This is a genomic window from Streptomyces nodosus (assembly GCF_008704995.1).
Classification (GTDB): Bacteria; Actinomycetota; Actinomycetes; order Streptomycetales; family Streptomycetaceae; genus Streptomyces; species Streptomyces nodosus.
Map to the genome: position 1 here is coordinate 4507775 of NZ_CP023747.1, position 25135 is coordinate 4532909.

At 72.4% G+C, this 25135-nt stretch carries 18 protein-coding genes; 11 read left to right on the forward strand and 7 right to left on the reverse strand.

Annotated elements, in window-relative coordinates; all coding sequences use genetic code 11:
• The first annotated feature begins 18 nt into the window (after positions 1-18).
• The 6 genes from CP978_RS20470 to CP978_RS20495 all read left to right on the forward strand — a co-directional run bounded on the left by CP978_RS20470 (position 19) and on the right by CP978_RS20495 (position 11873).
• Complete coding sequence (locus CP978_RS20470) at positions 19-2613, forward strand: protein kinase (RefSeq protein WP_150478264.1); 2595 nt, start codon at positions 19-21, stop codon at positions 2611-2613.
• Between the two features lie 219 nt (positions 2614-2832).
• Positions 2833-4482 (forward strand): serine/threonine-protein kinase, encoded by a 1650-nt coding sequence (locus tag CP978_RS20475; RefSeq protein ID WP_043443130.1) that lies wholly within the window; start codon positions 2833-2835, stop codon positions 4480-4482.
• Positions 4483-4741: 259 nt separating this feature from the next.
• Complete coding sequence (locus CP978_RS20480) at positions 4742-6415, forward strand: serine/threonine-protein kinase (protein WP_043443132.1); 1674 nt, start codon at positions 4742-4744, stop codon at positions 6413-6415.
• A gap of 187 nt (positions 6416-6602) precedes the next feature.
• Positions 6603-8282: a serine/threonine-protein kinase gene (locus CP978_RS20485; RefSeq protein WP_043443135.1), complete on the forward strand. Its 1680-nt coding sequence runs from the start codon at positions 6603-6605 to the stop codon at positions 8280-8282.
• 142 nt (positions 8283-8424) lie between these two features.
• Positions 8425-10065: a succinic semialdehyde dehydrogenase gene (locus tag CP978_RS20490; protein ID WP_150478265.1), complete on the forward strand. Its 1641-nt coding sequence runs from the start codon at positions 8425-8427 to the stop codon at positions 10063-10065.
• 29 nt (positions 10066-10094) lie between these two features.
• Positions 10095-11873 (forward strand): GMC family oxidoreductase N-terminal domain-containing protein, encoded by a 1779-nt coding sequence (locus CP978_RS20495; protein ID WP_043443137.1) that lies wholly within the window; start codon positions 10095-10097, stop codon positions 11871-11873.
• Between the two features lie 182 nt (positions 11874-12055).
• On the opposite strand, the gene CP978_RS20500 is transcribed toward CP978_RS20495, so the two are convergent.
• A complete protein-coding gene (locus CP978_RS20500; RefSeq protein WP_043443139.1) occupies positions 12056-13120 on the reverse strand; it encodes an LAETG motif-containing sortase-dependent surface protein in 1065 nt (354 codons plus the stop codon).
• 571 nt (positions 13121-13691) lie between these two features.
• Entirely contained in the window at positions 13692-13997 is a 306-nt protein-coding gene (locus CP978_RS20505) for a chorismate mutase (RefSeq protein ID WP_043443141.1), read from the reverse strand.
• Between the two features lie 408 nt (positions 13998-14405).
• On the opposite strand from CP978_RS20505, the gene guaA reads away from it, so the two are divergent.
• Positions 14406-15995 (forward strand): glutamine-hydrolyzing GMP synthase, encoded by a 1590-nt coding sequence (guaA, locus tag CP978_RS20510; protein ID WP_043443143.1) that lies wholly within the window; start codon positions 14406-14408, stop codon positions 15993-15995.
• Positions 15996-16004: 9 nt separating this feature from the next.
• Here the strand turns inward: guaA and CP978_RS20515 are convergent, their stop codons facing one another.
• Positions 16005-16523 carry a pyridoxamine 5'-phosphate oxidase family protein gene (locus tag CP978_RS20515; protein WP_043443145.1) on the reverse strand — a complete coding sequence of 173 codons (519 nt, stop codon included), beginning with the start codon at positions 16521-16523 and terminating at the stop codon, positions 16005-16007.
• Positions 16524-16590: 67 nt separating this feature from the next.
• The gene (locus CP978_RS20520; protein WP_052454207.1) at positions 16591-17163 is read right to left on the reverse strand and encodes a hypothetical protein; all 573 of its coding nucleotides are present in this window, start codon (positions 17161-17163) and stop codon (positions 16591-16593) included.
• A 334-nt stretch (positions 17164-17497) separates the two neighbouring features.
• Here CP978_RS20520 and CP978_RS20525 point away from each other — a divergent pair, with 334 nt between their 5' ends.
• Entirely contained in the window at positions 17498-18784 is a 1287-nt protein-coding gene (locus tag CP978_RS20525) for a hypothetical protein (RefSeq protein ID WP_043443147.1), read from the forward strand.
• Between the two features lie 193 nt (positions 18785-18977).
• Entirely contained in the window at positions 18978-19532 is a 555-nt protein-coding gene (locus CP978_RS20530) for a TQO small subunit DoxD (RefSeq protein ID WP_043443149.1), read from the forward strand.
• A 4-nt stretch (positions 19533-19536) separates the two neighbouring features.
• On the opposite strand, the gene CP978_RS20535 is transcribed toward CP978_RS20530, so the two are convergent.
• Positions 19537-19779 carry a hypothetical protein gene (locus CP978_RS20535; protein ID WP_043443151.1) on the reverse strand — a complete coding sequence of 81 codons (243 nt, stop codon included), beginning with the start codon at positions 19777-19779 and terminating at the stop codon, positions 19537-19539.
• Entirely contained in the window at positions 19766-21523 is a 1758-nt protein-coding gene (locus tag CP978_RS20540) for a PspC domain-containing protein (RefSeq protein ID WP_311775020.1), read from the reverse strand. Before CP978_RS20540 ends, CP978_RS20535 begins: the two co-directional genes overlap by 14 nt.
• 189 nt (positions 21524-21712) lie before the next feature.
• Between CP978_RS20540 and CP978_RS20545 the strand changes: the two genes are divergently transcribed.
• Together CP978_RS20545 and CP978_RS20550 are read left to right on the forward strand one after the other, a co-directional pair.
• Positions 21713-23002 carry an ATP-binding protein gene (locus CP978_RS20545; RefSeq protein ID WP_043449082.1) on the forward strand — a complete coding sequence of 430 codons (1290 nt, stop codon included), beginning with the start codon at positions 21713-21715 and terminating at the stop codon, positions 23000-23002.
• Positions 22999-23724 carry a LuxR C-terminal-related transcriptional regulator gene (locus tag CP978_RS20550; protein ID WP_043443153.1) on the forward strand — a complete coding sequence of 242 codons (726 nt, stop codon included), beginning with the start codon at positions 22999-23001 and terminating at the stop codon, positions 23722-23724. Before CP978_RS20545 ends, CP978_RS20550 begins: the two co-directional genes overlap by 4 nt.
• Before the next feature lie 96 nt (positions 23725-23820).
• Here the strand turns inward: CP978_RS20550 and CP978_RS20555 are convergent, their stop codons facing one another.
• Entirely contained in the window at positions 23821-24888 is a 1068-nt protein-coding gene (locus tag CP978_RS20555) for a C40 family peptidase (protein WP_043443155.1), read from the reverse strand.
• Positions 24889-25135 lie beyond the last annotated feature (247 nt).

A 25135-nucleotide genomic window follows, 5' to 3' on the forward strand; every position in this document is an offset into this window, starting at 1 on the left:
GCGGCCGGGGGAGGCGTCATGGACGACTACGCGGGACGGGTACTGGCCGACCGCTATCGACTGCCGCTGCCCCCCTCCGACGAGCCTGAACTCGCCGAGACCCGGGCCTTCGACACCTACAGCGGGCAGGAGGTGTCCGTGCGGCAGGTGCCGCTGCCCGAGGTCGTCGAGGCGGAGGTGCTCGACGCGGACGGGCTGCCCGAGGGGTTCGTGGCACGGGACGGCAGGGTGCGCGGCATGTCCTCCCGTACGGCGACACGCCGACCCGCCGACCCGCTCGTACGGCGGGCCGTCGAGGCGGCGCAGGCGGCCGCGCAGATACCCGACCACCCACGGCTGGACCAGGTCTTCGATGTGTTCGCGGAGGGCGGTTCGCTGTGGATCGTGAGCGAACGGCTTCCCGCCCGGCCGCTGGCCGCCCTGCTGGCGGAGGAGCCGCTGACGCCGTACCGGGCGGCCGAGGTCGCCTCCGATGTGCTGATGGCGCTGCGGGTGCTGCACGCCCATGGCTGGGTGCACCGGAACATCACCACCCACACGGTGCTGATCTGCGACGACGGCCGGGTGATGCTGACCGGCCTGGCCGCCGGGGCGGCGGAGGAGGCGCTGTGCGGGTACGACCCGGTGCCCGAGCAGGAGTTCGAGGACCGGGACGGGACATTCCGGCCGGGCAGTGACGCTCCCGGGGCCGCCGCGGGCGACCGCCCCGGTGGGGTGGGCACCGGTGTCCCCGCCGTCGGCCCGGCCGGTCCGGCCGGATCCGCGGGGGCCCTGGATCCGGAGGCAGCGCGGCGTGCCGCGATAGAGGCCCGGGCCGGTGGCCGGGCGCCGGGTGGCGGTACCCCCGCCGGAGGCGCGCCCGGAACCGGCGTACCCGGTGGGGGTGTCCCCGCGCAGGGACCCCGTGCGCTCGATTCCGCCTCGGACGTACGGGCGGCACGGGCTGGGGCCATCGCGGCGTACCGCGCCGGTGCCCGGGCCGCGGCCCGGGTGCAGGAGGAACAGCGCGGCGGCCGGACGGCGCTGCCGCCACCCCGCCCGGCCGGCACCGGCGCGGCGCCACCGCCGCAGGTGCCCGGGCAGGGAACGGAAGGCGCCCCCGGCACACCGCCGGGGCAGATCGCCGACCCGTACGGGGTGGGCGGCACGGCCTCCTGGCACGGCGCGGTGCCACGCCCCGCGGCGCCCGTCCCCGACGAGCGGGGCGCCGCCGCACCGCCCGGCGGCGCGCCCGCGCCCCAGGGCACCGGAGGCGACACGCCCGGTCCGGGGACGGCCCCCGGCGGGTACGAGGGCACGGCGCACGGCGCCCCCGCGGACCCCTGGAGCCGTGGGGGGCCCGCCACCCCCCTGGCCGCCGAGCGTGCGCGGCAGGTGCGGATGACCGTCGTCGGACCCGTCACCGAGAGGTGGGCGCCCGAGCAGGCCGGTCCGGTGCACGAGAACTGGCAGCTGGCCGCGCCGATCGGGCCCGCGACGGATCTGTGGGCGCTGGGCGCGCTGCTGTTCCGGGTCGTGCAGGGGCACGCCCCGTACCCCGAGGAGAACACCGCCGAGCTGGTCCAGGTCGTCTGCGCCGAACCGCCCGCCTTCGCCGAGGAGTGCGGGCCGCTGCGCCCGGTCGTGGAGTCGCTGCTGCGCCAGGACCCCACCGAGCGGCCCGATGTGGAGGAGCTGCGCGGCTGGCTGCGCTCCCTCGTCCGGTCCGCACCCGAGCCCGAGGCGGGCGCGCATGTGGTCATGGCCCCGCCCGTCGACCCTCGACGGCTGCCGATCGTACGGCGCCGGGGCGAGCTGGTCCGCAGGCGCCGTACCCGGCAGTCCGCGGCCGGTCCGGCTCGCCACAAGCGGGCCAGGGACGACCGCCGGACCCGTCCGCACCGGCTCGGCCGCAGTCTGCTTCTGCTGATCCTGCTCGCCCTGGCCGCCGTGGTCGTCTACGCGATGGTGTTCATGCCGAAGGCCGGATCCGGTTCCGGGAACGGCGACGGCGGTGGTGGCAGCGGCGCGGTGGCCGACCGCACCGGCGCCGCCGGAGAGGCCGGTCCCGCCCCGCGCCCCTCCGGTGAGACCAGCACCCGGCAGCCCGCCGAGGAGGGCTCCGGGAGCCGCTCCCCGTCCTCCGGTGCCGCACAGACGGGGGCCGGCGAGACCCGGGTGGCGCAGGGCTTCACCCTGCGCGAGGACCCCGCGGGCTTCCGGGTGGCCGTGGCGAACGGCTGGAACCGCACACCGCAGAACGGCCGGGGCCAGGTGATCTACTCCCAGGGCGACTTCCAGCTGATCGTGGTGCCGGGACGCGACAACACCCGGACGTTCGGCGGCGATCCGCTGAGCTACCAGCGGGAGTCGGAGCCGGAACTGCAGCCGTTCCGCGACTCGACCTGGGCCACCTCCAGCGGGATGCGGCGCATCGACGTCGGCGGACTGACCATGGCCGAGGGGCAGTTCACCTGGACCGGGAGCGACGGACGCCAGCTGTACGTGCGCAACCTCGCCGTGGTGGTCGGCGGCGCCTATCACGTGGTGCAGGTGCGTGGCCCGGAGGCCGAACGCGACGAGGTGACCCGGCTGTACGAGCAGGCGGAACAGAGCTACCGGGCGACCGGCTGACCGCTCCGCGGCGTCTCGCGCCTCGGTGTCACCCGCCGGGCCGCCGGCTCAACAGGCGTGCACCGGAGTCCGATTGCGCTGAAAGTGCGGTGGTTCCGTCCCGTGCACGAGGGGAGATCCGTCACAGTGCGATCTCCGTTAGGGCCCCGCCCGTTCCCCGGCCGGGAACCGCTCTTTAGTCTGGCCTCGTCAAGAGCATTGCGGGGGAACGTGAATCAGATGCAGGGCCTGCTCCTAGCGGGCCGCTACCGCTTGGTCGAATCCATAGGCAGCGGCGGCATGGGCCGGGTATGGCGCGCCCACGACCAGATTCTGCACCGGGATGTCGCCATCAAGGAACTGACGGCCGCCCTGTACGCCATGGAGAGCGATCGTGCCGTACTTCTGGCCCGCACGCATGCAGAGGCACGGGCCGCCGCACGCATCAACCACTCCGCCGTCGTCACCGTCCATGACGTCCTCGAGCACGACAACCGGCCCTGGATCGTCATGGAGTTGGTCGAGGGCAACTCGCTCGCCGACGCGGTCAAGGAGCGCGGTCGGCTCGACGCCGCGGAGGCGGCGGGTATCGGGCTGTGGGTGACGCGCGCTCTGCGCGCCGCGCATGCGGCGGGCGTGCTGCACCGGGACGTGAAGCCGGGAAACGTCCTGCTCGCCGCCGACGGACGGGTGCTGCTCACCGACTTCGGCATCGCACAGGTGGAGGGCGACACCACGATCACCCGTACGGGAGAGATCGTCGGGTCCGTCGACTACCTGGCGCCCGAACGGGTCCGCGGTCACGACCCGGGCCCCGCATCCGATCTGTGGGCGCTCGGGGCCACGCTGTACACGGCGGTGGAGGGCAGGTCACCGTTCCGGCGGACCTCGCCGCTGACCACCATGCAGGCCGTCGTCGACGACGAGCCCGCGGTGCCGCAGTTCGGGGGCGCCCTGGAGCCGGTGATCGCGGCGCTGCTGCACAAGGACCCGGCGCAGCGGCCCGGGGCGGAACAGCTCGAACAGATGCTGGCCGAGGCCGCGGAGGGCCGTCGGCCGAAAGCGGCGCAGGAACACGTGGCGACGCTGCGCATGGACCTCGGCGGCGAAGAGGACAGGACCCCGACCGTGGCGCACCCGGGGGAGGCGCCCGATCCGCAGGCCTCCGGGGGCACCCAGCCCCAGCCCGCTCCGTCGGCCGCGCCCTGGGGCCGACGGAACGGCCGCAAGATCGCCCTCGTCCTCGCGATGGCCGCGGTCGTCGGTGCCGGGGGCGCGGTGGCCGCGAACCGGTTCGAGAACAGGGACACCGGTACCGGCACGTCCGCGTCCACCTCGCCGCCCGACGGGTCCACCTCGCCGTCCGATGCGTCCACGCCACAGTCCGACGCGTCCACCCCGGCCCCACGGAAGACCGCGAACAGCATCCCCGACGGCTGGGTGCGCACGGAGGATCCGGCGGGCTTCACCCTCGCCCTTCCCGACGAGGGGTGGAAGCGGGAGCCGTTCGGCGCCTTCCAGACCGACTACACGCCCGACGGCGGCAAGCACTTCATCCGCATCGCGCTCGACACCGCACCGGACTTCGACGACGCGTACGCGCACCAGGTCGACCTGGAACAGCAGCTCCAGCGACTGGTCGACTACGAGCGGGTGACACTCCAGAACAACGTCTACCGTGACTGTCCCGGTTCTCTGTGGGAGTACACCTGGACCGCGCTGGCCAAGGACACGCCGTTCCCCGGGCCACGTCATGCCGTCGAGGAGATGTACACCGCCCGCGACGGAACCGAGTACGCCATCTATATGTCGGGACCCGCGGACGACTGGAGCGTCACGCGCGAGCAGTTCGACGTGCTGCTGCGGGCGTGGCGCCCGCCGGCCGCCTGACGGCCCGACCGGCGCGCCCCTCGTACGCCCCGGCATGCCGGCCGTACCCGCTCGTACGCCCCGGCATGCCGGCCGTACCCGCTCGTACGCCCCGGCATGCCGGCCGTACCCGCTCGTACGCCCCGGCATGCCGGCCGTACCCGCTCGTACGCCCCGGCATGCCGGCCGTACCCGCTCGTACGCCCCTGTACGTCGCTTGTCGGCCACCGGGGCAGCGGCGTCCCCGAGGGGCGACACGCGGTGGGGCATGATGGGGCGCATGGGGAGCCAGGGGGAGAACGTCCGTGTCATCGCGGACCGTTACCGGCTGGAGGAGCGGATCGGCCGAGGTGGCATGGGCGTGGTCTGGCGGGCGACCGACCAGCTGCTCGTCCGGCCGGTGGCGGTCAAGGAACTCCTCCTCGACGACACGCTCTCGGCACAGGAATCCCGGTCGCAGCGCGAGCGCACCCTGCGCGAGGCGCGAGCGGTCGCACAGCTGCACCACCCGCACATCGTGGTCGTCCATGACGTCGTGGAGCACGGCGAACGCCCCTACATCGTGATGGAGCTGATCGAAGGAGGCTCGCTCGCCGAACGGATCGCCGAGCACGGCCCCGTCGACGCACAGGAGGCCGCGCGGATCGGCATCGCCCTGCTGGGCGCGCTGCGCCGCGCCCATGACGCCGGTGTGCTGCACCGCGATCTGAAGCCCGCGAACGTGCTGGTGGAGGCGGACACCGACCGGGTCGTCCTCACCGACTTCGGCATCGCCCGGATCGCGGGCGCCACGACGCTCACCGAGACCGGGTCCTTCGTGGGCTCGCCCGAGTACACCGCACCCGAGCGGATGTCCGGCGACCGGACCGGCCCCGAGTCCGACCTGTGGTCGCTGGGTGCGCTGCTGTGCGCCCTGCTGAGCGGCGAGTCGCCGTTCCGTCGCGACTCGCTGGGCGGGATCCTGCATGCGGTGGTCGTCGACGAGATCCGCCCGCCCGCGCAGGCACAGCCGATCCTGCCCGTCGTCAGAGGGCTGCTGGAACGCGATCCGCGCCGACGCCTGGACGCGGCGGAGGCCGAGCGTCTGCTGCGGGAGTTCCTGGAGACGGGCCGCACCCCGAGGGTGCCCGCGGTGTACACGCCGACTCAGCGGAATGTGCTCCGGCACCCGGCGCCGTCCTCCTCGCGGGAGGCGCCCGACGGGGCACCGCCGGCCACCGCGGCACCGCGGCCCGGAGGGCTTCCGGCCCGGGGCGTGCTCGTCGCCGCCGCCCTGGTCGCGGCCCTGGCGGGCGCGGGTGTGGCGACGGCGGTGCTGCTGATGAGCGACGGCGGCGACGGCGACGATCCGCACGCGAGTCCGGGGCCGCCGAGCGCGACGGCGAGTACGGGCGTGTCGCGTCCGGGGCACACCCCGGGCCGGTCCGCGCCGGGACCCGCGCCCACGGTGACGGTGACCCGCCCGCCGGACTCGGCCCCGGCGTCGGAGTCCACGACCGGTACGGCGCGCCGGGCCCCCTCGGGCTACCGGTCGGTGCGGGATCCGGACGGCTTCTCGCTCGCCGTGCCGGAGGGGTTCACCCGCAGTCCGCAAGGTGTGCGGATCTTCTACATGTCGCCGGGGGAGACCTTCCGCATCGGCGTCAGGACGGCGGAACCCGACGAAGGGGGACCGCTCGCGGTGATGCGGAAGGCCGACGCCGACGGCCCGGCCGACAACCCCGGTTACCGCGACGGACGGGTCACCGAGACCTCGCACGAGGGACACCCGGCCGCACTCTGGGAGTTCACCTGGAACGGCTTCAGCGCCGCCGAGGGCCCACGGCACACCTACGACCTGTGCTGGGAGCAGAACGGACGGATGTACGACGTATGGGTGTCGGCACCGGTCGGGAGGGCCCGGGAGGCCAAGGAGTACTTCGACGTGGCGGTCGGCACGTTCGTACCGGCGTAGTCACCGGGCCTGTTCGCACGGCGGGTCGTGACGGCCTGACGGCACCGATGCGGTGGCCGGGTGCACATGCCGTCGGTCCGATGCGTACGGGGTCAAAGGGGAAAAACGCCGCACGGTGCGTCACGGATGTGTGACCGGTGCGGGACCGGGGTGGCTGACCGGAAGTCGTGCACGGTATGCATGAGCCATGAGCAACCACGGGGGAGGGCCGAACCGGTCCGACGAGCCGACGACCTTCGGACTGCAACCGCCGCAACCGGCCGCCCCGTATCCGGGCAACCCCTATGCCCAGCCGCAGCCGGAGCCCGCACAGGCGGACCCCCGACCCCAGGGGCTCCCCACCCAGGCCGTGCCCGAGGAGCCGAGGGACCCCGGGGCCGGGCGGCTCGTCGCCGGGCGTTACCGGCTGCTCGCCAAGCTCGGCCACGGAGGCATGGGCACAGTGTGGCGGGCCAAGGACGAGACGGTGGACCGCGAGGTCGCGGTCAAGGAGCCCCGGGTCCCCGATCACCTTCCCGAGCGTGAACAGGCCAACGCCTATGAACGGATGCGCCGTGAGGCGCGGGCCGCCGCGCGTCTGGACCACCCGGCCGTCGTCAACGTGTATGACGTGGCGGTGGTCGACGGCCGACCGTGGATCGTGATGGAGCTGGTGCAGGGCCGCTCCCTGGGCGATGTCCTCCGGGAGGGCACGCTCGGGACGCGCGAGGCGGCGCGGATCGGTCTTCAGGTGCTGGGCGCGCTGGAGGCCGCGCACGCCGCGGGCATCCTGCACCGCGATGTGAAGCCCGACAACGTCCTGCTCGGGCGGTACGACCGGGTCGTTCTCACCGACTTCGGCATCGCGCAGATCGAGGGCGAGACCAGTCTCACGGACACGGGCGGCTTCGTCGGCTCGCCCGAGTACGTGGCGCCGGAGCGGGTGCTGGGCCGGAGACCGGGCCCGGCGTCCGACCTGTGGTCCCTGGGTGTGGTGCTGTACGCGGCGACGGAGGGCGTGTCGCCGTTCCGCCGCACCAACACGCCCGCGACGCTCCAGTCCGTCCTCAACTCCGTCCCGGCCGCCCCGGCCTCGGCCCGCGGTCCGCTCGCCGACGCCATCAACCGCCTGCTGGACAAGGACCCGGCGCGCCGCCCGGCCGCCGCCGAGGTGCGCCGGCTGCTGGAGGAGGCGGCGCGTCCGCCGCAGCAGACCCAGCCGGTCCAGCTCACCGCGCCTGGTGAGCTTGCCGTCCCCGGCACCAAGGGCGTCCGTCTCGGCCGTGGGACGCTGCTCGGGATCGGCGCGGCGGTCGTCGCCGCGGCGGTCGTGGCCTATGTGGTCGTCGCGGACCCGTTCGCGGGGCCGCTGCCGGACGGCTGGACGAAGCGCCCGGAGAAGGCGCTGGGTGCGACGCTCGCGGTGCCCGCGAAGTATCACGTGAGCCGGCCCGAGAAGGACGACACCGACAAGAACTGGGTGACCTACACCGACTGGAGCGGCAGCATCTCGGTCGGCCTGCGCCTCGCACGGAAGTCCGAGGACTCGTTGCACCAGATCAAGGACTCGGCGGCGGCAGAGATGTACGCCGACAACGGCGACTTCAAGGACCGGGGCGCCTATGCGCTCGACATGCCCAAGGGGCCGAAGACGGATCCGCAGCAGAGTACGTACCAGGGCAGACCGGCAGCCGAGAACACGGTCACCTATCCGACCGACGACAGCCGGAACCCGCTTCCCCGCGAGCTGAGGATCTTCTACTACAAGGACTCCGCGGGCAATATGTACAAGCTCATGATCAGCTATCCGGGCAAGGGCGACTTCACCGAGCGGGGGCGCGAGGTGGCGAGGACGGCGATCGACAACCTGGGCATCGACAAGCTCTAGGACGGCACGGGGCCGGGACGTCTTCGAACAACGCCCTGATCAGGCCTTTGCCGCCAGTGATCGCTGGCGGCATGTGAGCACCCGGTGAATCGTCGTTACCGACGGGTACCCAAAGCCCCCGGCCCGGCATACCCTGCGCCTCATGACGGACTCGCAGGCCCCGGAGAACACCACCGACCAGGCCGGTACGGGCACGGCCGGCACCAACCCGCTCGCCCCCGCCCCCGCCGGCGTCCGCACCGCCGTCGATGTGGTCACGCCCCAGCTGATCGCCCAGCTCACCAAGGGGGTGGCCGGCTCCGGACGCACCGCCAACCGGACGCCTTTCACCGGCGAGAAGCTGGCGGACCTGCCCGAGTCCACGCCCGAGGACGTGGCGGGGGCCTTCGCGCGGGCCCGGAAGGCCCAGTCCGCCTGGGGCGCCACTCCCGTGCGGCAGCGCGCGGCCGTACTGCTCCGTTTCCACGACCTGGTGCTGGCCCGTCAGGCCGAGGTCCTCGACCTGATCCAGCTGGAGACGGGCAAGGCCCGGCTGCACGCCCATGAGGAGGTGCAGGCCGTCGCGGTGGCGGCTCGCCACTACGGCCGCAAGACGCCCTGGTATCTGAGGCCCAGGCGGCACCAGGGCGCGCTGCCGTCGCTCACCCGTGTCACCGAGCTGCGTCACCCGCGCGGGGTCATCGGCCAGATCGCCCCCTGGAACTACCCGCTAGAACTGTCGGTCGGCGACGCGCTCCCGGCGTTCGTCGCGGGCAACGCGGTGGTGATGAAGCCCGACACCCAGACCTGTCTGACCGCGCTGTGGGCCCGCGATCTGCTGATCGAGGCCGGGTTGCCCGCCGAGGTCTTCCAGGTCGTCATCGGCGAAGGACCGGTCGTCGGCCCCGCGGTGGTCGAACACGCGGACTATGTCTCCTTCACCGGCTCCACCCGCACCGGTCGCGAGGTGGCACAGGGCGCCGCCGCCCGCCTCGTCGGTGTCTCGCTCGAACTGGGCGGCAAGAACGCCATGCTGGTCCTGGAGGACGCCGACATCGAGAAGGCCGCCGCGGGCGCGGTGCGGGCATGTTTCTCGTCCGCGGGACAACTCTGCATCTCCATCGAACGGTTGTATGTCCATGAGGCGATCGCCGACTCCTTCGTGGCGCGGTTCGTGGCCCGCACCAGGGCGATGCGGCTGGGCACCTCCCTCGCCTATGGCGCCGACATGGGCTCGCTGGTCGGAGCGCGGCAGCTGGAGACCGTGACCCGGCATGTGGAGGAGGCCGTGGCCAAGGGCGCGAGGGTACTGGCCGGCGGGGTCGCCCGTCCGGACATCGGCCCGTACTTCTTCGAGCCCACCGTCCTCGACGGCGTCGAGCCGCCCATGGCGGTGTGCACGGAGGAGACCTTCGGACCGGTGGTGTCGATCCATCGCTTCAGGACGGAGGACGAGGCCGTCGAGCGCGCCAACGCCACGCCGTACGGACTGAACGCCTCGGTGTGGACCCGCGACGGACGGCGCGGTCGCGCGATCGCCGCCCGGCTGCGCACCGGCACGGTCAATGTCAACGAGGGCTATGCGGCCGCCTACGGCAGCGTCGGGTCACCGATGGGCGGCATGAAGGACTCCGGCCTCGGCCGCCGCCACGGCTCCGAGGGGATCCTCAAATACACCGAGGCCCAGACCGTCGCCCAGCAGCGGCTGCTGCCGATGGCACCGTCGTTCGGCATGGACGACGAGGCCTACGCGGCGCTGATGAGCCGCGGGCTGCGCCTGATGAAGGCGCTGGGGCTCCGCTAGTGCTGTGACATACGAGGGGGAGAAGGCACGTGGCACAGGACGGCTACGACTACGACGTCCTCGTCGTGGGTTCCGGCTTCGGCGGCTCGGTGACCGCCCTGCGCCTGACCGAGAAGGGCTATCGCGTGGGCGTCCTGGAGGCGGGCCGTCGCTTCACACGCGGGTCCCTGCCGAAGAACTCCTGGGACCTCAGAAACTATCTGTGGGCGCCCGCCCTCGGCCTGTACGGCATCCAGCGCATCCATCTGCTGGGCCGTGTGATGGTGCTCGCGGGCGCCGGGGTCGGCGGCGGCTCCCTCAACTACGCCAACACCCTCTATGTACCGCCGAAGGCGTTCTTCGACGACCCGCAGTGGAAGGAGATCACCGACTGGCAGGAGGAGCTGAAGCCGTACTACGACCAGGCGCGGCGGATGCTGGGCGTACGGCTCAACCCGACCCGCACGCCCTCGGACGTCCATCTCGAGGCGGCCGCCCGGCGGATGGGCGTGGCCGACACCTTCCACATGGCGCCGGTCGGTGTCTTCTTCGGCGACGGTGACGACGCCGGGGGCACGGCCGGGGCCCGGCCCGGCGAGGAGGTCCCGGACCCCTACTTCGGCGGGGCCGGACCGGCGCGCCGTGCCTGCACCGAGTGCGGGGAGTGCATGACGGGCTGCCGCCACGGTGCGAAGAACACCCTCAACGAGAACTACCTCCACCTCGCCGAGCAGGCGGGCGCGGTCGTCCACCCCCTGACGACGGTCGTGTCGGTCACGGACGACTCGCGGGGCGGGTATGCGGTGGCGACCCTGCCGACGGACGGGTGGCGCAAGCGGGACGGGCGGACCTTCACGGCCCGGCGGGTCGTCCTCGCGGCCGGCACCTACGGCACACAGACCCTGCTGCACCGGATGAAGGCGAACGGCCTGCTGCCGCACACCTCGGACCGGCTGGGCGAACTGACCCGCACCAACTCCGAGGCGCTGGTGGGCGCGCAGACCGACGACCGCCGCTACCGCAGGGCGCACGGCGCGGCGAAGGCCGACTTCACCCGGGGTGTGGCGATCACGTCCTCGATCCACCCGGACGAGAACACCCATGTCGAGCCGGTCCGTTACGGCAGGGGATCGAACGCGATGGGCAGTCTGTCCATCCTTCAGGTGCCCTACGCCGAGGGCTCCTCGCGGTTCCTGGCCTGGCTGGCGCACGCGGCACGACATCCCTGGCTGCTGGTCCGGTCCCTGTCCAACCACCACTGGTCGGAGCGGACCATCATCGGTCTGGTGATGCAGTCGCTGGACAATTCGCTGACCACCTATCTGAAGCCGAGGGGAGCCGGGAAGGGCCGGCTGACGGCCCGCCAGGGACACGGCACCCCGAACCCCCAGCAGATCAGGGCGGCTTCGGAGGCGGCGTCGGCGATCGCCGCGGAGATCAACGGCTTCGCGGGCAGCAATGTGGGCGAACTGATGGGCATGCCCCTGACCGCGCACTTCCTCGGCGGCTGCCCGATCGGCGCCTCCCGCGAGACGGGTGTGATCGACCCGTACCACCGGCTCTACGGTCATCCCGGCATCTCGGTGGTCGACGGTGCGGCGGTCTCGGCCAATCCGGGGGTCAATCCGTCGCTGACCATCACGGCGCAGGCGGAGCGGGCGATGTCGTACTGGCCGAACCAGGGTGAGCCGGACCCGCGTCCGGAGCAGGGGGCGGCGTACCGGCGCCTCAGGCCGGTGGAACCACGGCATCCGGCGGTGCCCGCGGGGGCGTTCGGGGAGCTGCGGCTGCCGTTCCTCGGGATGCCGCCGTTGCCGCCGAAGCGGTGATCGGGGGGTGGCCGCGCCCAAGAGGCCCGGGCGCGGCCGTACACAGAAAGAAGGACCTGTGCCCCCCTCCGAGCTCAGGTCCTTCTCCTGTGTGTGGTGCGAGGCGTGCGCGACGCCTGACGTGACCCGCGGGGCCGTCAGATCATGGGCGACCTGGCGGCCCGGTCACGGAACCTCGGGTCTCAGGCGAGCTGACCGGCCGACTTGCGGCGCCGCATCGCGAAGACCGCACCGCCGCCGACGACCACGGCGATACCGCCGACGAGGGCGATGGTCGGCAGCGCCGAGGAGGAACCGGTCTCGGCGAGGCTGCCGGTGACCTCCTTGACCCCGCCCTGCGGCTTCACGTCCTGGTTGACGACGCCCGAGGGCTTCTTGCCGTTCGGCTTGGAGTCGCCGACGCCGCCCGGCGCCTTGCTGCCGGCCGCGACGATCTCGAAGTCGTAGTAGTCACCGTTCATGTAGCAGGTCTTGCCCTTGCCCGCGTACACAGCCTGGCTGATCGCGAACGAGGAGCCCGCCGGGGCCGACGCCTTGACGCTCACCCGGAGGTCGAGCTCGGCCGTGGTGTGCGCGTCGAGGTTGCCGAACAGGGCGGTGAAGGTACCCGTGAGGGTGGTGTCCCCGAAGGCCTCGTGGTACGAGTCGTTCCACTTGCCGTCCTGCTTGACCTGGATGGTGGCCAGGTTCAGCGCCAGCGAGTCGTCGAGGTTGACGTCGTCGTTGTACTCCGTGAAGGCGTTGACCCAGACGTTCTTCAGGGCCTTGTCGGAGTTGTTCGTCACGACGAACTTGAAGTTGTGCCAACCCGAACCGGCGACGACCTTGTTCGGCAGCCCGGAGATCGAGGCCGAGAGGTTGTCGTCCAGCTTGACCGACTGGCAGTCGGTGTACGGGTCGAAGTCGTCCCCACCGGTGGTCGGGCTCGGCTTGGGCGACGCGGAGCTGCTCGGCGTCGCGGTGGGGGAGGGGCTCTCCTCGTCGTCGGCCGGCGGGGTGGCGGTCCCGGTGGGCTCCTCGCCCTTCTCCTCGTCGTCGGCCGGCGGGGTGGCGGTCCCGGTGGTGTCCGTGTCCTCCTCCGTGGCCGGAGTCGTGTCCTCGGGGGTGTCCGAGGTGCCCTTGTCGCTCTCCTCGACCACCGTGCTCGCCGGCCCGTCCGAGGCGAACGCGACCGGCGCCGACAGCAGCGCGAGCGGGGCTATGACAGCCGTGGCCGCAGTGACGACCACTGCGCGGCGAAGCTTCATGAAGACCTCGAAAGTTTTGGTGCGCCACGACGGTGGCGGCGCATCTCATTGAAGGAGGCCTCCGCGTGTGGGGCGCGGGGTTATGGCCCTGGATTCGCTACGTGTGACCTGTGAAATCCCTGAAGGGTTGTGGGGTACTCACAGGTTCCTTATGTGAGCCCGGTCACATCGATGGAGGTTCGGTGAAGGCCTCCGATGGGGGCGTCCGGCACCGACGCCGGGGCGCGCCGTGGGGCTGCGCGATCTCCCGGGGGCGCTCGGCTCGCTCGGGTGGTGCGGCGACGGGGTCCGCCGGCCGGCCCCGGGCGTCCCCGGAGCCGGCCGTTCTCAGGTGACCGGACTGCTGTCCCCTGCCGTCCGGTCACACCCCTGGAGCGGGGTCCCACGGCGCACGGCGATCCGTACGCCTCACCGCTCCAGCGGAGCCACGCGTGGTTCTTCGGGCCCGCCCCTGGCTGGCGCGGACATCGGGACCAACGAAGTCCGCACGGCCCCGGTCATCCGCCGTACGGGTGAGAGGGCATGCGAACGTGGGTGCGCCGGACACCCGTAGCGGCCGGTCCGCGCGCCGTCAGACACGGCCCCGGCACAGTTCGAGCAGGGTCATCGCCAGGCCGGTGCCGGGCTTGCCGAGGGCGTCCCGGTAGTGACCGAGAACCTCCATCTCACGGGAGAGGTTCACCCGCCGGCCCCCGGAGGTGATTCGGGCGTCCTGGATGACGGCGGAGACCGCCATGCGCTCCTGGATGAGGCCGATGATGCGGTCGTCGAGCGTGTCGATGCGTTCACGGGCACCGGTGATCACCGAGGCGGCCTCGGGGGTGCGGGCGCCGGTCTTCTCGGCGGTGGTGGCGGACTTCTCGGTGGTGGTGGTCATGGCGGGGGCTCCTCGGGTTCATGGTCGGGATGAGGTGCCCCGGAGCGACACGGTCCGCGCACACAGAACGCCCCGGACCGTATCGGCCCGGGGCGCCTGGGAAGTCGCTTGTCAGTTCAAGCAGCACGACCATGGCAGCCGGCGGGCCGGTTGCCATAGGTAAAGACGAAGATCGTGTGCATGAGCATGGGGCCAGTATGCCGCGCGGGAGGGCGGTGTCCAAGGCGGCTCGCATGCCGAGACGGGTGCCTGCGGTGCCGGCCGGTGCGCCTCGGGGCCGGTGAACCGGTCCTTGCGCCGGCCGGACCTCGTGCCGGAGCGGTGGCCCGGACGGAGACGGAGGTCACTCCCGGCCACCCCGTTAGAATCGGTCCCACAGCCCCCTGTCAAGCCGCCGGAAGGCAACCCGTGTCATCAGCGACTCACGCTGCCGCCGCCCCCGACACCGTTCTGGTCGTCGACTTCGGCGCGCAGTACGCCCAGCTCATCGCCCGTCGCGTCCGTGAGGCCCGGGTCTACAGCGAGATCGTGCCGAGCACCATGCCGGTCGAGGAGATGCTCGCCAAGAACCCGGCAGCGATCATCCTCTCCGGCGGCCCCTCGTCGGTCTACGAGGAGGGCGCCCCGACCGTCGACCGCTCCCTGTTCGAGGCCGGGGTCCCGGTCTTCGGCATGTGCTACGGCTTCCAGCTGATGGCCCGCGCCCTCGGCGGCACGGTGGACAACACCGGAGCCCGCGAGTACGGCCGAACGGCGCTGAACGTCTCCAGGCCCTCCTCCACCCTCTTCGAGGGCACTCCCGCCGAGCAGTCCGTCTGGATGTCCCACGGGGACGCCTGCTCGGCCGCCCCCGAGGGCTTCGTCGTCTCCGCGTCCACGGAGGTCGTCCCGGTCGCCGCCTTCGAGAACGACGAGCAGAAGCTGTACGGCGTCCAGTACCACCCCGAGGTCATGCACTCCACGCACGGCCAGCAGGTGCTGGAGCACTTCCTGTACCGCGGCGCGGGCCTCACCCCCACCTGGACCACCGGCAATGTGATCGAGGAGCAGGTCGAGGCGATCCGTGAGCAGGTCGGCACCCGGCGCGCCATCTGCGGCCTGTCCGGCGGTGTGGACTCCGCCGTCGCCGCCGCCCTTGTGCAGAAGGCCATCGGCTCCCAGCTGACCTGCGTGTATGTCGACCACGGCCTGATGCGCAAGGGCGAGACCGAGCAGGTCGAGAAGGACTTCGTCGCGGCCACCGGGGTGCGGCTGAAGGTCGTCGACGCGGAGCAGCGGTTCCTTACCGCGCTGCAGGGCGTCTCCGACCCCGAGGAGAAGCGGAAGATCATCGGGCGGGAGTTCATCCGCGTCTTCGAGCAGGCCCAGGCGGAGATCATCGCCGAGGCCGGCGAGAGCGGGGAGCCGGTCGAGTTCCTCGTCCAGGGCACCCTCTACCCGGATGTGGTCGAGTCCGGCGGCGGCGCCGGGACGGCCAACATCAAGTCCCACCACAATGTGGGCGGTCTGCCCGACGACCTGGAGTTCCAGCTCATCGAGCCGCTCCGCCAGCTCTTCAAGGACGAGGTTCGCATGGTCGGCCAGGAGCTCGGCCTGCCGGAGGAGATCGTCCAGCGCCAGCCCTTCCCGGGCCCCGGCCTCGGCATCCGGATCGTCGGCGAGGTCACCAAGGAGCGGCTCGACCTGCTCCGCGAGGCCGACGCCATCGCCCGCGAGGAGCTGACCGCGGCCGGTCTCGACCGTGAGATCTGGCAGTGCCCTGTGGTGCTGCTCGCCGACGTCCGCAGTGTCGGTGTCCAGGGCGACGGCCGGACCTACGGCCACCCGATCGTGCTGCGCCCGGTCTCGTCCGAGGACGCCATGACCGCCGACTGGTCCCGGCTGCCGTACGACCTGCTCGGGAAGATCTCCACGCGGATCACCAACGAGGTGCGGGACGTCAACCGTGTCGTGCTCGATGTGACCTCGAAGCCGCCGGGGACCATCGAGTGGGAGTGAGCCCCCGGCTCATCTCCGCCTGAGAGTGCGCACCGGCTCTCCGGGCTTCCAGACCTGGACGACCAGAAAGGCGTCGTCCTCGACGTAGGTCCTCACGACCTCCGTCAGTTCGGTGCGGAAGAGGTGGAACGGCTGCGGCGGTTCCACCTCTTTCACATACGCCTCCTTCGTCGGGGCGTCCGCCACCTCGGCCGCCCGCCCGCTGATCCGTACGTCGCCGCCACCCATCCCGGTGCCCGGCCCGGGATTCGCCTGGAGCGCGAAGCGCGGGTCGCGGAGCAGATCGCGGGCCTTGAGCGAGTCCGGCATCATGCCGAGCCACAACTCGCCGGCCAGGAAACGCACTTCCAGGCCGGAGGTGCGCGGCGAGCCGTCCCTGCGGAGCGTCGCCAGGACGTGGTGGGGGCCATGGGTTTCCGAGGGGGACCGCGGCGTGCCGCCGCCGAAGCGTTTCTCGACCGTCCCGGCGAGGGCGGGTTCGGCGGCGGCGAAGGCCGCCCAGTTCCACGGCGTGCGGCGCGAAGTCATGGGGCGAGTGTGGTGGCGATACCGGACATCTTCTGTCGGGTATCGGCGCACGGGTGCGGAGCTTCCCCTACTTCGGTGCGGCCACCCACTCCGGTTCGGTCTCCCGCAGCCGCTGCTTCAGCCAGTTCTTCCGGACCGCCGTCCAGCCGAGGACGGCCGCCGCGAAGCCGGCCATGAGCGCACCGACCAGCAGTGCCGGTCCCGTACCCGCGGGCAGGACCAGCAGGGCGGACACCACGGCGGGAACGCCGACGATGGCCGCCTTCGCACGCAGCTCGGGATCGTCCATCGCGTCGTACTCGATCCGTCTGCCGAGGGCCCGCACCCGCTCGGCCGCCTCCGGCAGCGGGGTGAGCCTGCGCGGGCGCATCCCCGGCACGGTGCCGCTCGCCCGCCCGGCCGACGGGAAGGCCGCCCGTGTGGCCAGGGCCCGCTCGGCCGCCTCCGGGCGTGGATCGCGCACCATATGGACCTGCATCACCTTGCCCACATGACGCGACTGCTCGTACCGGAATCCGTACTGCTCGGCGATGTGCACCAGCGAGGCCAGCCGGCCGATGCGCGGATCGTCCACGACGGCGAAGTCGCGCCGTTCGATCTGTCCCAGCAGCTCGGCGATCTGCTTCTCCGCGCCGTTCATGTCCCTCCTCACACCTTCGGTTCGCATGGACCCTGAGGGTTCCGGCAAAGGAAGCCCGGTGGTTCCGACAAGGCAGACCCATCACCGCGCACAACGGTTGTGCACTCCCCTCCTCCAACGGTTCCGCTCTGCCGCGCACCTGCGCACGGCCGGTTCGAGCGGGGCGTCGGGGGCATGCCGGGGGGTCGTCAACCGGGGGGCCGTTCTTTCACCCGCGCTGACCCGACCTGACGGACGAGGGCCGTGTCCCGTACGGCACAATTCGCTTTCGGGGCACGCTGGTTGCGGCAGCGGTGCGGCGTGGTGATCTGGCGCGGGGAAGGCGGCGGCGAACGTGGCGGTGCAGGCGAGGCAGGGCGTGGGGCGCGAGGGCGGTCCCGGTGCCCACGACGGTGGCTGCACCTGCGGCGACTGCCCGCACGGTGCGCGCGAGGGGCATCGGCGCGCGGTCGCCGCATTCCTCGCGAAACGGGAGGAGTTCGCATCCGGGCGGGGGCTGCCCGTGGCGGTCGCGCACTCCGTGTCCGCGTCCCGCCAGTGGGTGTCCGACGAACTGACCCAGTCCGCGGACGTGGTCGCCGAGCGCAGCCGGGCCGACGGCGCGGCCTGGCTGGGGCTGCTGTGGCGGCGTACGGCGGTCACGGTGTGGGTGATGGTGGGCGTGCTGCTGCTGACCCAGGCACTCACGGCGATCGGCGTGGGCTGGACCGCGGCCCGGACCGCGGGACTGGTCGCGGCCGTGTTGATGGCCGCGGCACTGACCGCCGCGGCACGGCTGCACCGGGCCCGCGGCGGGGCGCTGGCGCCCGTCGTCGGCGAGGACAACCGGCTGTCCACCTCCCGGGCGATGGCAGCGAGTTGGGTGCTGTTCCTGGTCTATGCGGTACTGGTGCTGGTCGGTGAGCTGGCGACGGCCTCGGCGCCCGGCCGACGCGACGAACTGATCGCCGGGCTCGGCCTCGCGCGCGGGGCCGGGGCGGTGACCGTGGTCGCCGTGGTGTCCATGGTCGCGGTCCTGGTGCGGCGGGTGGTCGGCACCCGGGTGCTGGGACAGCGGTTGCAGAAGACACGGGCCGACCGTCCGCGGGCGGCGGACCTGCTGACGGACGACTCCGGGCGGGGCGACTTCGCGGACACGCAGTATGTGGTGATCAGCGTGGTGGCCCTGGTCTTCGCGATGGTGCGTCTTGCCCGGCGCCCCGATCAGCTCCCCGATCTGCCGTGGGGTCTTGCGCTGCTGGTGCTGGTCTCCGCCGCCACCTATCTCGCCGGGAAGTACGCGGAGGGTGGCCGTCCGGTGGTGCTCTCGGTGGTCCGGGCCCGGGAGGCGGGCGACCTGGACGCCCCGATCCGCACGGGCGACGACATCGAGATCCGCGGCGCCGGTTTTCTGCCGCCGGGTGCCCGGACGGCGGATCGTCTGTCCCGGATGGTGGTCCGCATCGGCGCGGTCCATGTCCATGTCCCCCTGGTACCGGTCGCGGGTGGTTTCAGCAACCCGACGGACAGCCTGCTGACCGTCCCGGTACCGGCGGACGTGGAGCCCGGACGGGTGGAGGTCCAGGTGGTGACGGCCGCGGGAGTGGAGACGAACCGGGTGACGATCGATGTGACGGAGTGACGGACGTTCCAACGGACGAGTCGGGGGAGCCGTTTTCTTCGTCCCGCGGGCGCGGCCCCTCGGATCCGACAGTGGCACTCCCTGGCGTCTGAAAGCGGGAAAAGTCGGCGCACAGCGGTTGAGCGCCCGCCCCCTTTCGTACGTATGGTCTGTCGAGGGGCCAACGGCATGGCGGGCGAGAGGCGGCGACACGATGGCTCACGACATTCGTACGGACTCCCCTACTTCTCCTTTCCATCTCGACGAGGACCGCTCATGGCGGGACACCGCCGCCCGGTACGCGCTGCTCCCGCTGCGCGCCTTCCTCGGTGTCACCTTTGTCTACGCGGGCCTGGACAAGCTCACCGACAGCGCGTTCATGCATGACTCGGGTTCCGGTTCCATCGGTGATCTGATGCGTTCCGTGCGTGACTCGTCGGCGATCCCGGCCCTGGTAGACGTGGCGCTGAAGAACCCGGTCGGCTTCGGCACCGCCATCGCCTTCGGAGAGATCGCCGTCGGCCTGGGCGTGCTGCTGGGACTGTTCGGCAGGCTTGCCGCGCTGGGCGGGGCGCTCATCTCGCTGAGCCTCTGGCTGACCATGAGCTGGGCGGCCACCCCCTACTACTACGGCAATGACCTGGCCTATCTGATGGCCTGGACTCCCCTGATTCTCGTCGGCGCCCCGTTCCTCTCCCTGGACGCCGTCCTCCGCGCCCGGCGGAGGCAGCGTGGGCGAGGACCGGTAGGGCGGAACTTCCAGGGCTGACGGGCTATCGGGTCGGTACCTCGTCCCGTTCGGCCCCCGGGCGCCCGCGGGCCGAACGGTCCCTGCGTATCGCCCGGGCCAGCAGTCCGGTCACCGCCGCGAGGCAGAGACCCCCGTTGACCACGGGGATGATCACGTACCACGGGGTCTTCCAGACGCCGGCCGTATTGCCCAGCGCGATCACACCCGCGGCGATCAGGGCGGTACCGGCCATCAGCCGACCCGGCTGGAACTCATGACGCAGCATGGGTCACCTCCACCTGGCCCAGACCGACGTTGAGGCTGAGCTCGAACGTGGCCACGCTCTTCGTGCCCGGCGCGGGCCGGAGGGTGATCTGCCGGTGCCTGCCGGGCTGCACATCCACGTCCTTCTGGGCGTCGCCCGGCAACTGGATGTCGCCGATGCCCGTGTCGATCTTCAGCTCGGCCGTGGAGTCCTTCGGGAGCACCACCTTGAGCCGGCCCACGCCCACCTCCGCCCGGGTCGTCACCGTCCGGTCCTCGGAGAGCCGGATATGGCTGAGGTCCAGGGTGCCGACGCCGGCCCCCAAGTCGTACGACTCCCGCACGGCCGCCACCGAGGCCGGTGTCCAGGTCGTACGCGACCAGTGCGTCCCGATGTCCTTCGGCAGGGCGGCCGCCGTCGCGAGCAGCCCTGCCGTGAGTATCGCCAGGAAGATGGAGCCCGCCCCCGTACGCCCCAGGAACGAGCTGACCGCGATGCCCAGACCGAGGACGACGAGCGCGCTCGCCAGGCCCGTCTCGAGGCTGGTGCCGAGCGGTCGGACCTGCCAGGTCAGAGCGGTGCCGAGAGCGCCTGCGAGCAGTGCGAGCAGGGTCACCCAGCCGCCGATCCAGCGAGGCCCCCGCCGTCCGGGCGGGCGCGGGGTGGCCCTGCGTTCCGTCCGCTGTCCGAACGGCGGGTCTGGAGGATCGGCGACCGCCGTCGTGGCGTCACGGCCGTCCAGGTCACTGGGGCCCCAGAGATAGCCGGTGCCGCCCACATGGGTGCCGTCCTTGACGATGGGATCGCGCCACCAGGACGGACGGGCGGTGGGAGCGGGCGGTGCCGTGGCCTCCGGCGGGGCCTCGGCCGCCGCCTGGGCGGCCAGCGGATCCGGGTCCGGGGCGCCGCGCTGCCGTGACCAGTAGCCCGCGCCCGCCAGGAGCAGGGACAGAATCGCGGCGAAGGTCAGCAGACCGCCGTTTCTGAGCATCGACAGAAAGGCCCCGCAACCCACCAGCGCGAAGAGGACCGCGGCCAGGCCCGGGCCGTCGACCCGGCCCGTCAGCAGCTTGCGGACCTCGTTCTCCTCGTCGTCCTCGTAGGGGACGAGCAGCCAGACGAAGCCGTAGAAGATGAGTCCGATGCCTCCGGTCGCGGAGAGCACCGCGAGCACGATCCGGAAGATCACGGGGTCCATGTCGCAGTGCCGGGCGAGACCCGAGCAGACCCCGCCCAGCACCTTGTACCGGCGGTCACGACGGAAGGGCCCCTGGTCCCGGGTCAGGTCCGTGTCCTCGTCCGTGGGGGCGCCCCCGCCCCGGGGCGGGTCACCGACCGTGCCGGGCCGCCCGGCCGACCGCCGTCCGTCCGTGTGTCCGCCCGCGCCCCCGGGCGCGGCGGTGTCCTCCCCCACGGCGCCGTCGGCCCGCACGGTCGCCGCTTCGTCCTCGGTCCCGTTCTCCCGCACGGGCGCATCCTGCCCTACGGCAGTGTCCACGGGTGTGTGCGGCTCCCTCTCCCGGGCGGGGGGCACGGTGCCGCCGGAGCCGGGTTCGGCGTCCGGGACCCCGGCCTGCCGCACCCCGCCCTCGCGCGGGCCGATCCCCTGAGGACCGAGCGCGCCGGCCCGGAGCGGACCGTCGCCCGGCGCCGGGACGCTCCGGGCCGCGCCCGGACCGGGGCCCGCACCGGCGGCACGGCCGGTGTCGGGTGCGTGACCGGCGTCGAGGCCCTGTCCTTCCGCCCCGCGCTGCTGATCTGTCATGTGTCCATGGTCTCCGCCCCGGACGCCCGGCGGCAGTCGGGACGACCCTGGCCCGACCCTGAAATCTGCCCTGACAGTTGCCGGGGGAAGTGTTCGACCACCGGATTCGACCACCGGATTCGAAGATCAGGGGAGTCTAAGGGGCGGACCCTGATGTCCGGGTGCGCCAGTCATGTGACCATCGATGTCATGCCGGACGCCTCGACAGCACCCCTCGCCGACCCGTGGGCACCGCGCAAGCTCTACCGCAGCAGCGACGGACGCTGGCTGGGGGGCGTGGCGCGGGGGCTCGCCGGGCATCTCGGCCTTCCCGTGATCTGGGTGCGCCTCGTCTTCATCGGCCTGATGACGGCGGACGGCCTCGGCGCGCTGGTCTATGCCGCGTTCTGGTTCTTCGTCCCGCTCGGCGTCGGCGGCGTCGACGACCGGCGCCCCCCGCCCCTGGTCACCACCGAGACACAGGACGGCCGGCGCAGACTGGTCGCCCGCAGACCCGACCGGGGGCAGATCGTCGCGCTGCTGCTCATGGTCGTCCTGGCGCTCACCTTCGTGGGCAGTGTGAACATGGGCGGCGGGGCCAAGGCGTATCTCATACCCGCCGTCCTCGTCGCCGCGGGTGTCGCCCTGGTCTGGCGTCAGGCGGACAATGCGCGCCGGGCCCGCTGGATGGAGGTCGGCGGCCGTCGGCGCACCCTCACCCTGCTGCGCTCCGCGGCCGGGGTGCTGCTGGTCACCGCGGGCGTCTCCGCCATCTTCGTGCTGCAGGGCTCCACGGCCCATCTCGGTTCGGTCCTCCAGGCCACGCTCGCCGTCCTCGTCGGCATCACCCTGCTCGCCGGCCCCTATGTCATCAGGATGACCCAGGACCTGTCCGAGGAGCGCCTGATGCGCATCCGCGCCCAGGAGCGCGCCGAGGTCGCGGCCCATGTCCATGACTCGGTCCTGCACACCCTGACCTTGATCCAGCGCAATGCGGAGAACGCGGGCGAGGTACGCCGTCTCGCCCGTGCCCAGGAGCGTGACCTGCGCGCCTGGCTCTACAAGCCGGAGGGCACCGGCAAGGACGAGGACGAGCAACCCGCCACCCTCGCGGAGGCGGTCCGGCGCAACGCGGCGGAGGTGGAGGACAAGCACGGCGTCCCCATAGAGGTCGTCGTCGTGGGCGACTGCCCCCTGGACGAACGGCTCGGCGCACAGATGCAGGCCGCACGCGAAGCCATGGTGAACGCCGCCAAGTACGGTGGCGAGGGCGGCGCCGTCCAGGTCTACGCCGAGGTCGAGGGCAGATCGGTCTTTGTGTCCGTCCGTGACCGCGGCCCCGGCTTCGATCTCGACGCGATACCCGCCGACCGTATGGGTGTCAGAGAATCGATCATCGGCCGGATGGAGCGCAACGGCGGTACGGCACGGCTGCGGGCCGTCCCGGACGGCGGCACGGAGGTCGAACTGGAGATGGAGAGGGTGGAGGAGACGGCATGAGCGACGCGAACGAGTCGGCCGGCCCGGTGGCACAGGAGCACGCCGGGGACGGCGCGGGGGAGCGGCGCGTGCGGGTCGTGCTCGTCGACGACCACCGCATGTTCCGTACGGGCGTGCGAGCGGAGATCGGGCAGACCGAGCGGACCGGCGTCGAGGTCGTCGACGAGGCCGCGGACGTCGACCAGGCGGTGAGTGTCATCACCGCCGCCCGCCCCGAGGTCGTCCTCCTCGACGTCCATCTGCCCGGTGGCGGCGGTGTCGAGGTGCTGCGCCGCTGCGCCCCGCTGATGGCCGACGCCGAGCGGCCGGTCCGGTTTCTGGCGCTGTCCGTGTCGGACGCCGCAGAGGACGTGATCGGTGTGATCCGCGGCGGCGCGCGGGGCTATGTGACCAAGACGATCACGGGGGCGGACCTGGTCGACTCGATCTTCCGTGTCCAGGACGGCGATGCGGTGTTCTCGCCGCGCCTGGCCGGTTTCGTCCTCGACGCCTTCGCCTCCACCGACGCCCCGCCCGTCGACGAGGACCTCGACCGTCTCACCCAGCGCGAGCGCGAGGTGCTGCGCCTCATCGCCCGCGGCTATGCGTACAAGGAGATCGCCAGGCAGCTGTTCATCTCGGTGAAGACGGTCGAGTCGCATGTCTCGGCGGTGCTGCGCAAGCTCCAGCTGTCGAACCGGCACGAACTGACCCGCTGGGCGACGGCCCGCCGACTGGTGTGATCCGACCGGTGTGATGCGTCCGCCGGGCGTCGTCGGGGAGGCACTCCGGGACATACGACGGTGACGGTGCGGGACGTACGGCGGTGGCGGTGCGGGTCACGCCACCCGGGCGGCCCCCGCGAACGGCATCTGGTCGACCGGCGCCAGCCGCACCGGCGCCGACGGGTTCGGCGCGTGGATCATCTGGCCGCGTCCGACGTAGATCCCGACATGGCTGACGCCCGAGTAGAAGAACACCAGGTCGCCGGGGCGGAGCTCGGCGCGTGAGACGCGCCGGCCCGCGCCGATCTGGGCGTAGGTCGTCCGGGGCAGTGCGACGCCCGCCGAGCGGTACGCGGCCTGCACCAGCCCCGAGCAGTCGAAGGCGTGGGGGCCGGTGGCGCCCCAGACATAGGGGCTGCCGAGCTTGGCGTACGCGTACGCCACCGCGGCCGCGGCCCGCGCGCCGGGCGCCTGCGCGGTCGCCAGGGAGGGGGGCATCCAGTCCGGCAGGTCCCGGCCGGACGAGCGCGACGCCCGTCCCGTGCCCCCGTCCCCCATGAGCCGGGCCCGCTCTTCCCCTGTCAGCCGGGACAGCAGCCGGCGTGCCTCGTCCAGCTTCCGGTCGACGGTCCGCCGCTGCCGGCGTAGTTCCGTCTGCCGCGACTTCAGGGAGGCCAGCTCCACCCGCGCCGCCCCGCGCAGCAGCGCGATCTCCCGCATCTGGGTGCGCACGTGTCGCACGGCCGCGGCCTGGCGGTCGCCGGCCCGCTCGGCGAACGCGGCGTCGTCGAGATAGCGGCCGGGGTCCGAGGACAGCAGAAGCTGCGCCGCGGGGTCGATGCCCCCGTTGCGGTACTGGGCCGCCGCGGCGGAACCCAGGGCCGCGCGTGCCGAGTCGAGCCGGTCGGTGCGGCGGGCCGCCTCGTCCCGCAGGGTGTTGAGCCGTTCCTGGGCCTTGCCCGCCTGCTCCCGCGCCCCGTCGTACTTCTCGGTGGCGGTCTCCGCCTCCCGGTACAGCCTGTCGACCCTGGCCTTGACCTCGTCCGGTGACGGCGGCGGCGCGGCGTGCCCCGTCCCGTCGAAGCCGGTCGCGGTCGCCGCTCCCGCGAGGGCGATCGTGGCGGCGGTCCTGGCCGTGCTGCCGCCGAGCGAACGCTGCCTGGGCTTGCGGTGCGCTGCCACCTGGACGTCTCGTTCCTTTCGTCGACCGCCGGGCCGCGGACCGCGGCGCGGCCCTGTCACGGCGTCCGGCGGGGCCCGCACAGAGCAGCGGGCCGCCGCCGGACCTTCTCGGCGGTGGTGTCCGGCGGCCGCCCCTGGCCCGGGCGGCGACGGGGAGCCGGTCACCTGGTGGAGGACGCTAGGTCTCGGTGTCACGGTCCGGTGCCGTGATGTACGGAACTGACCCCACCAGACCGTCGGTGACCGC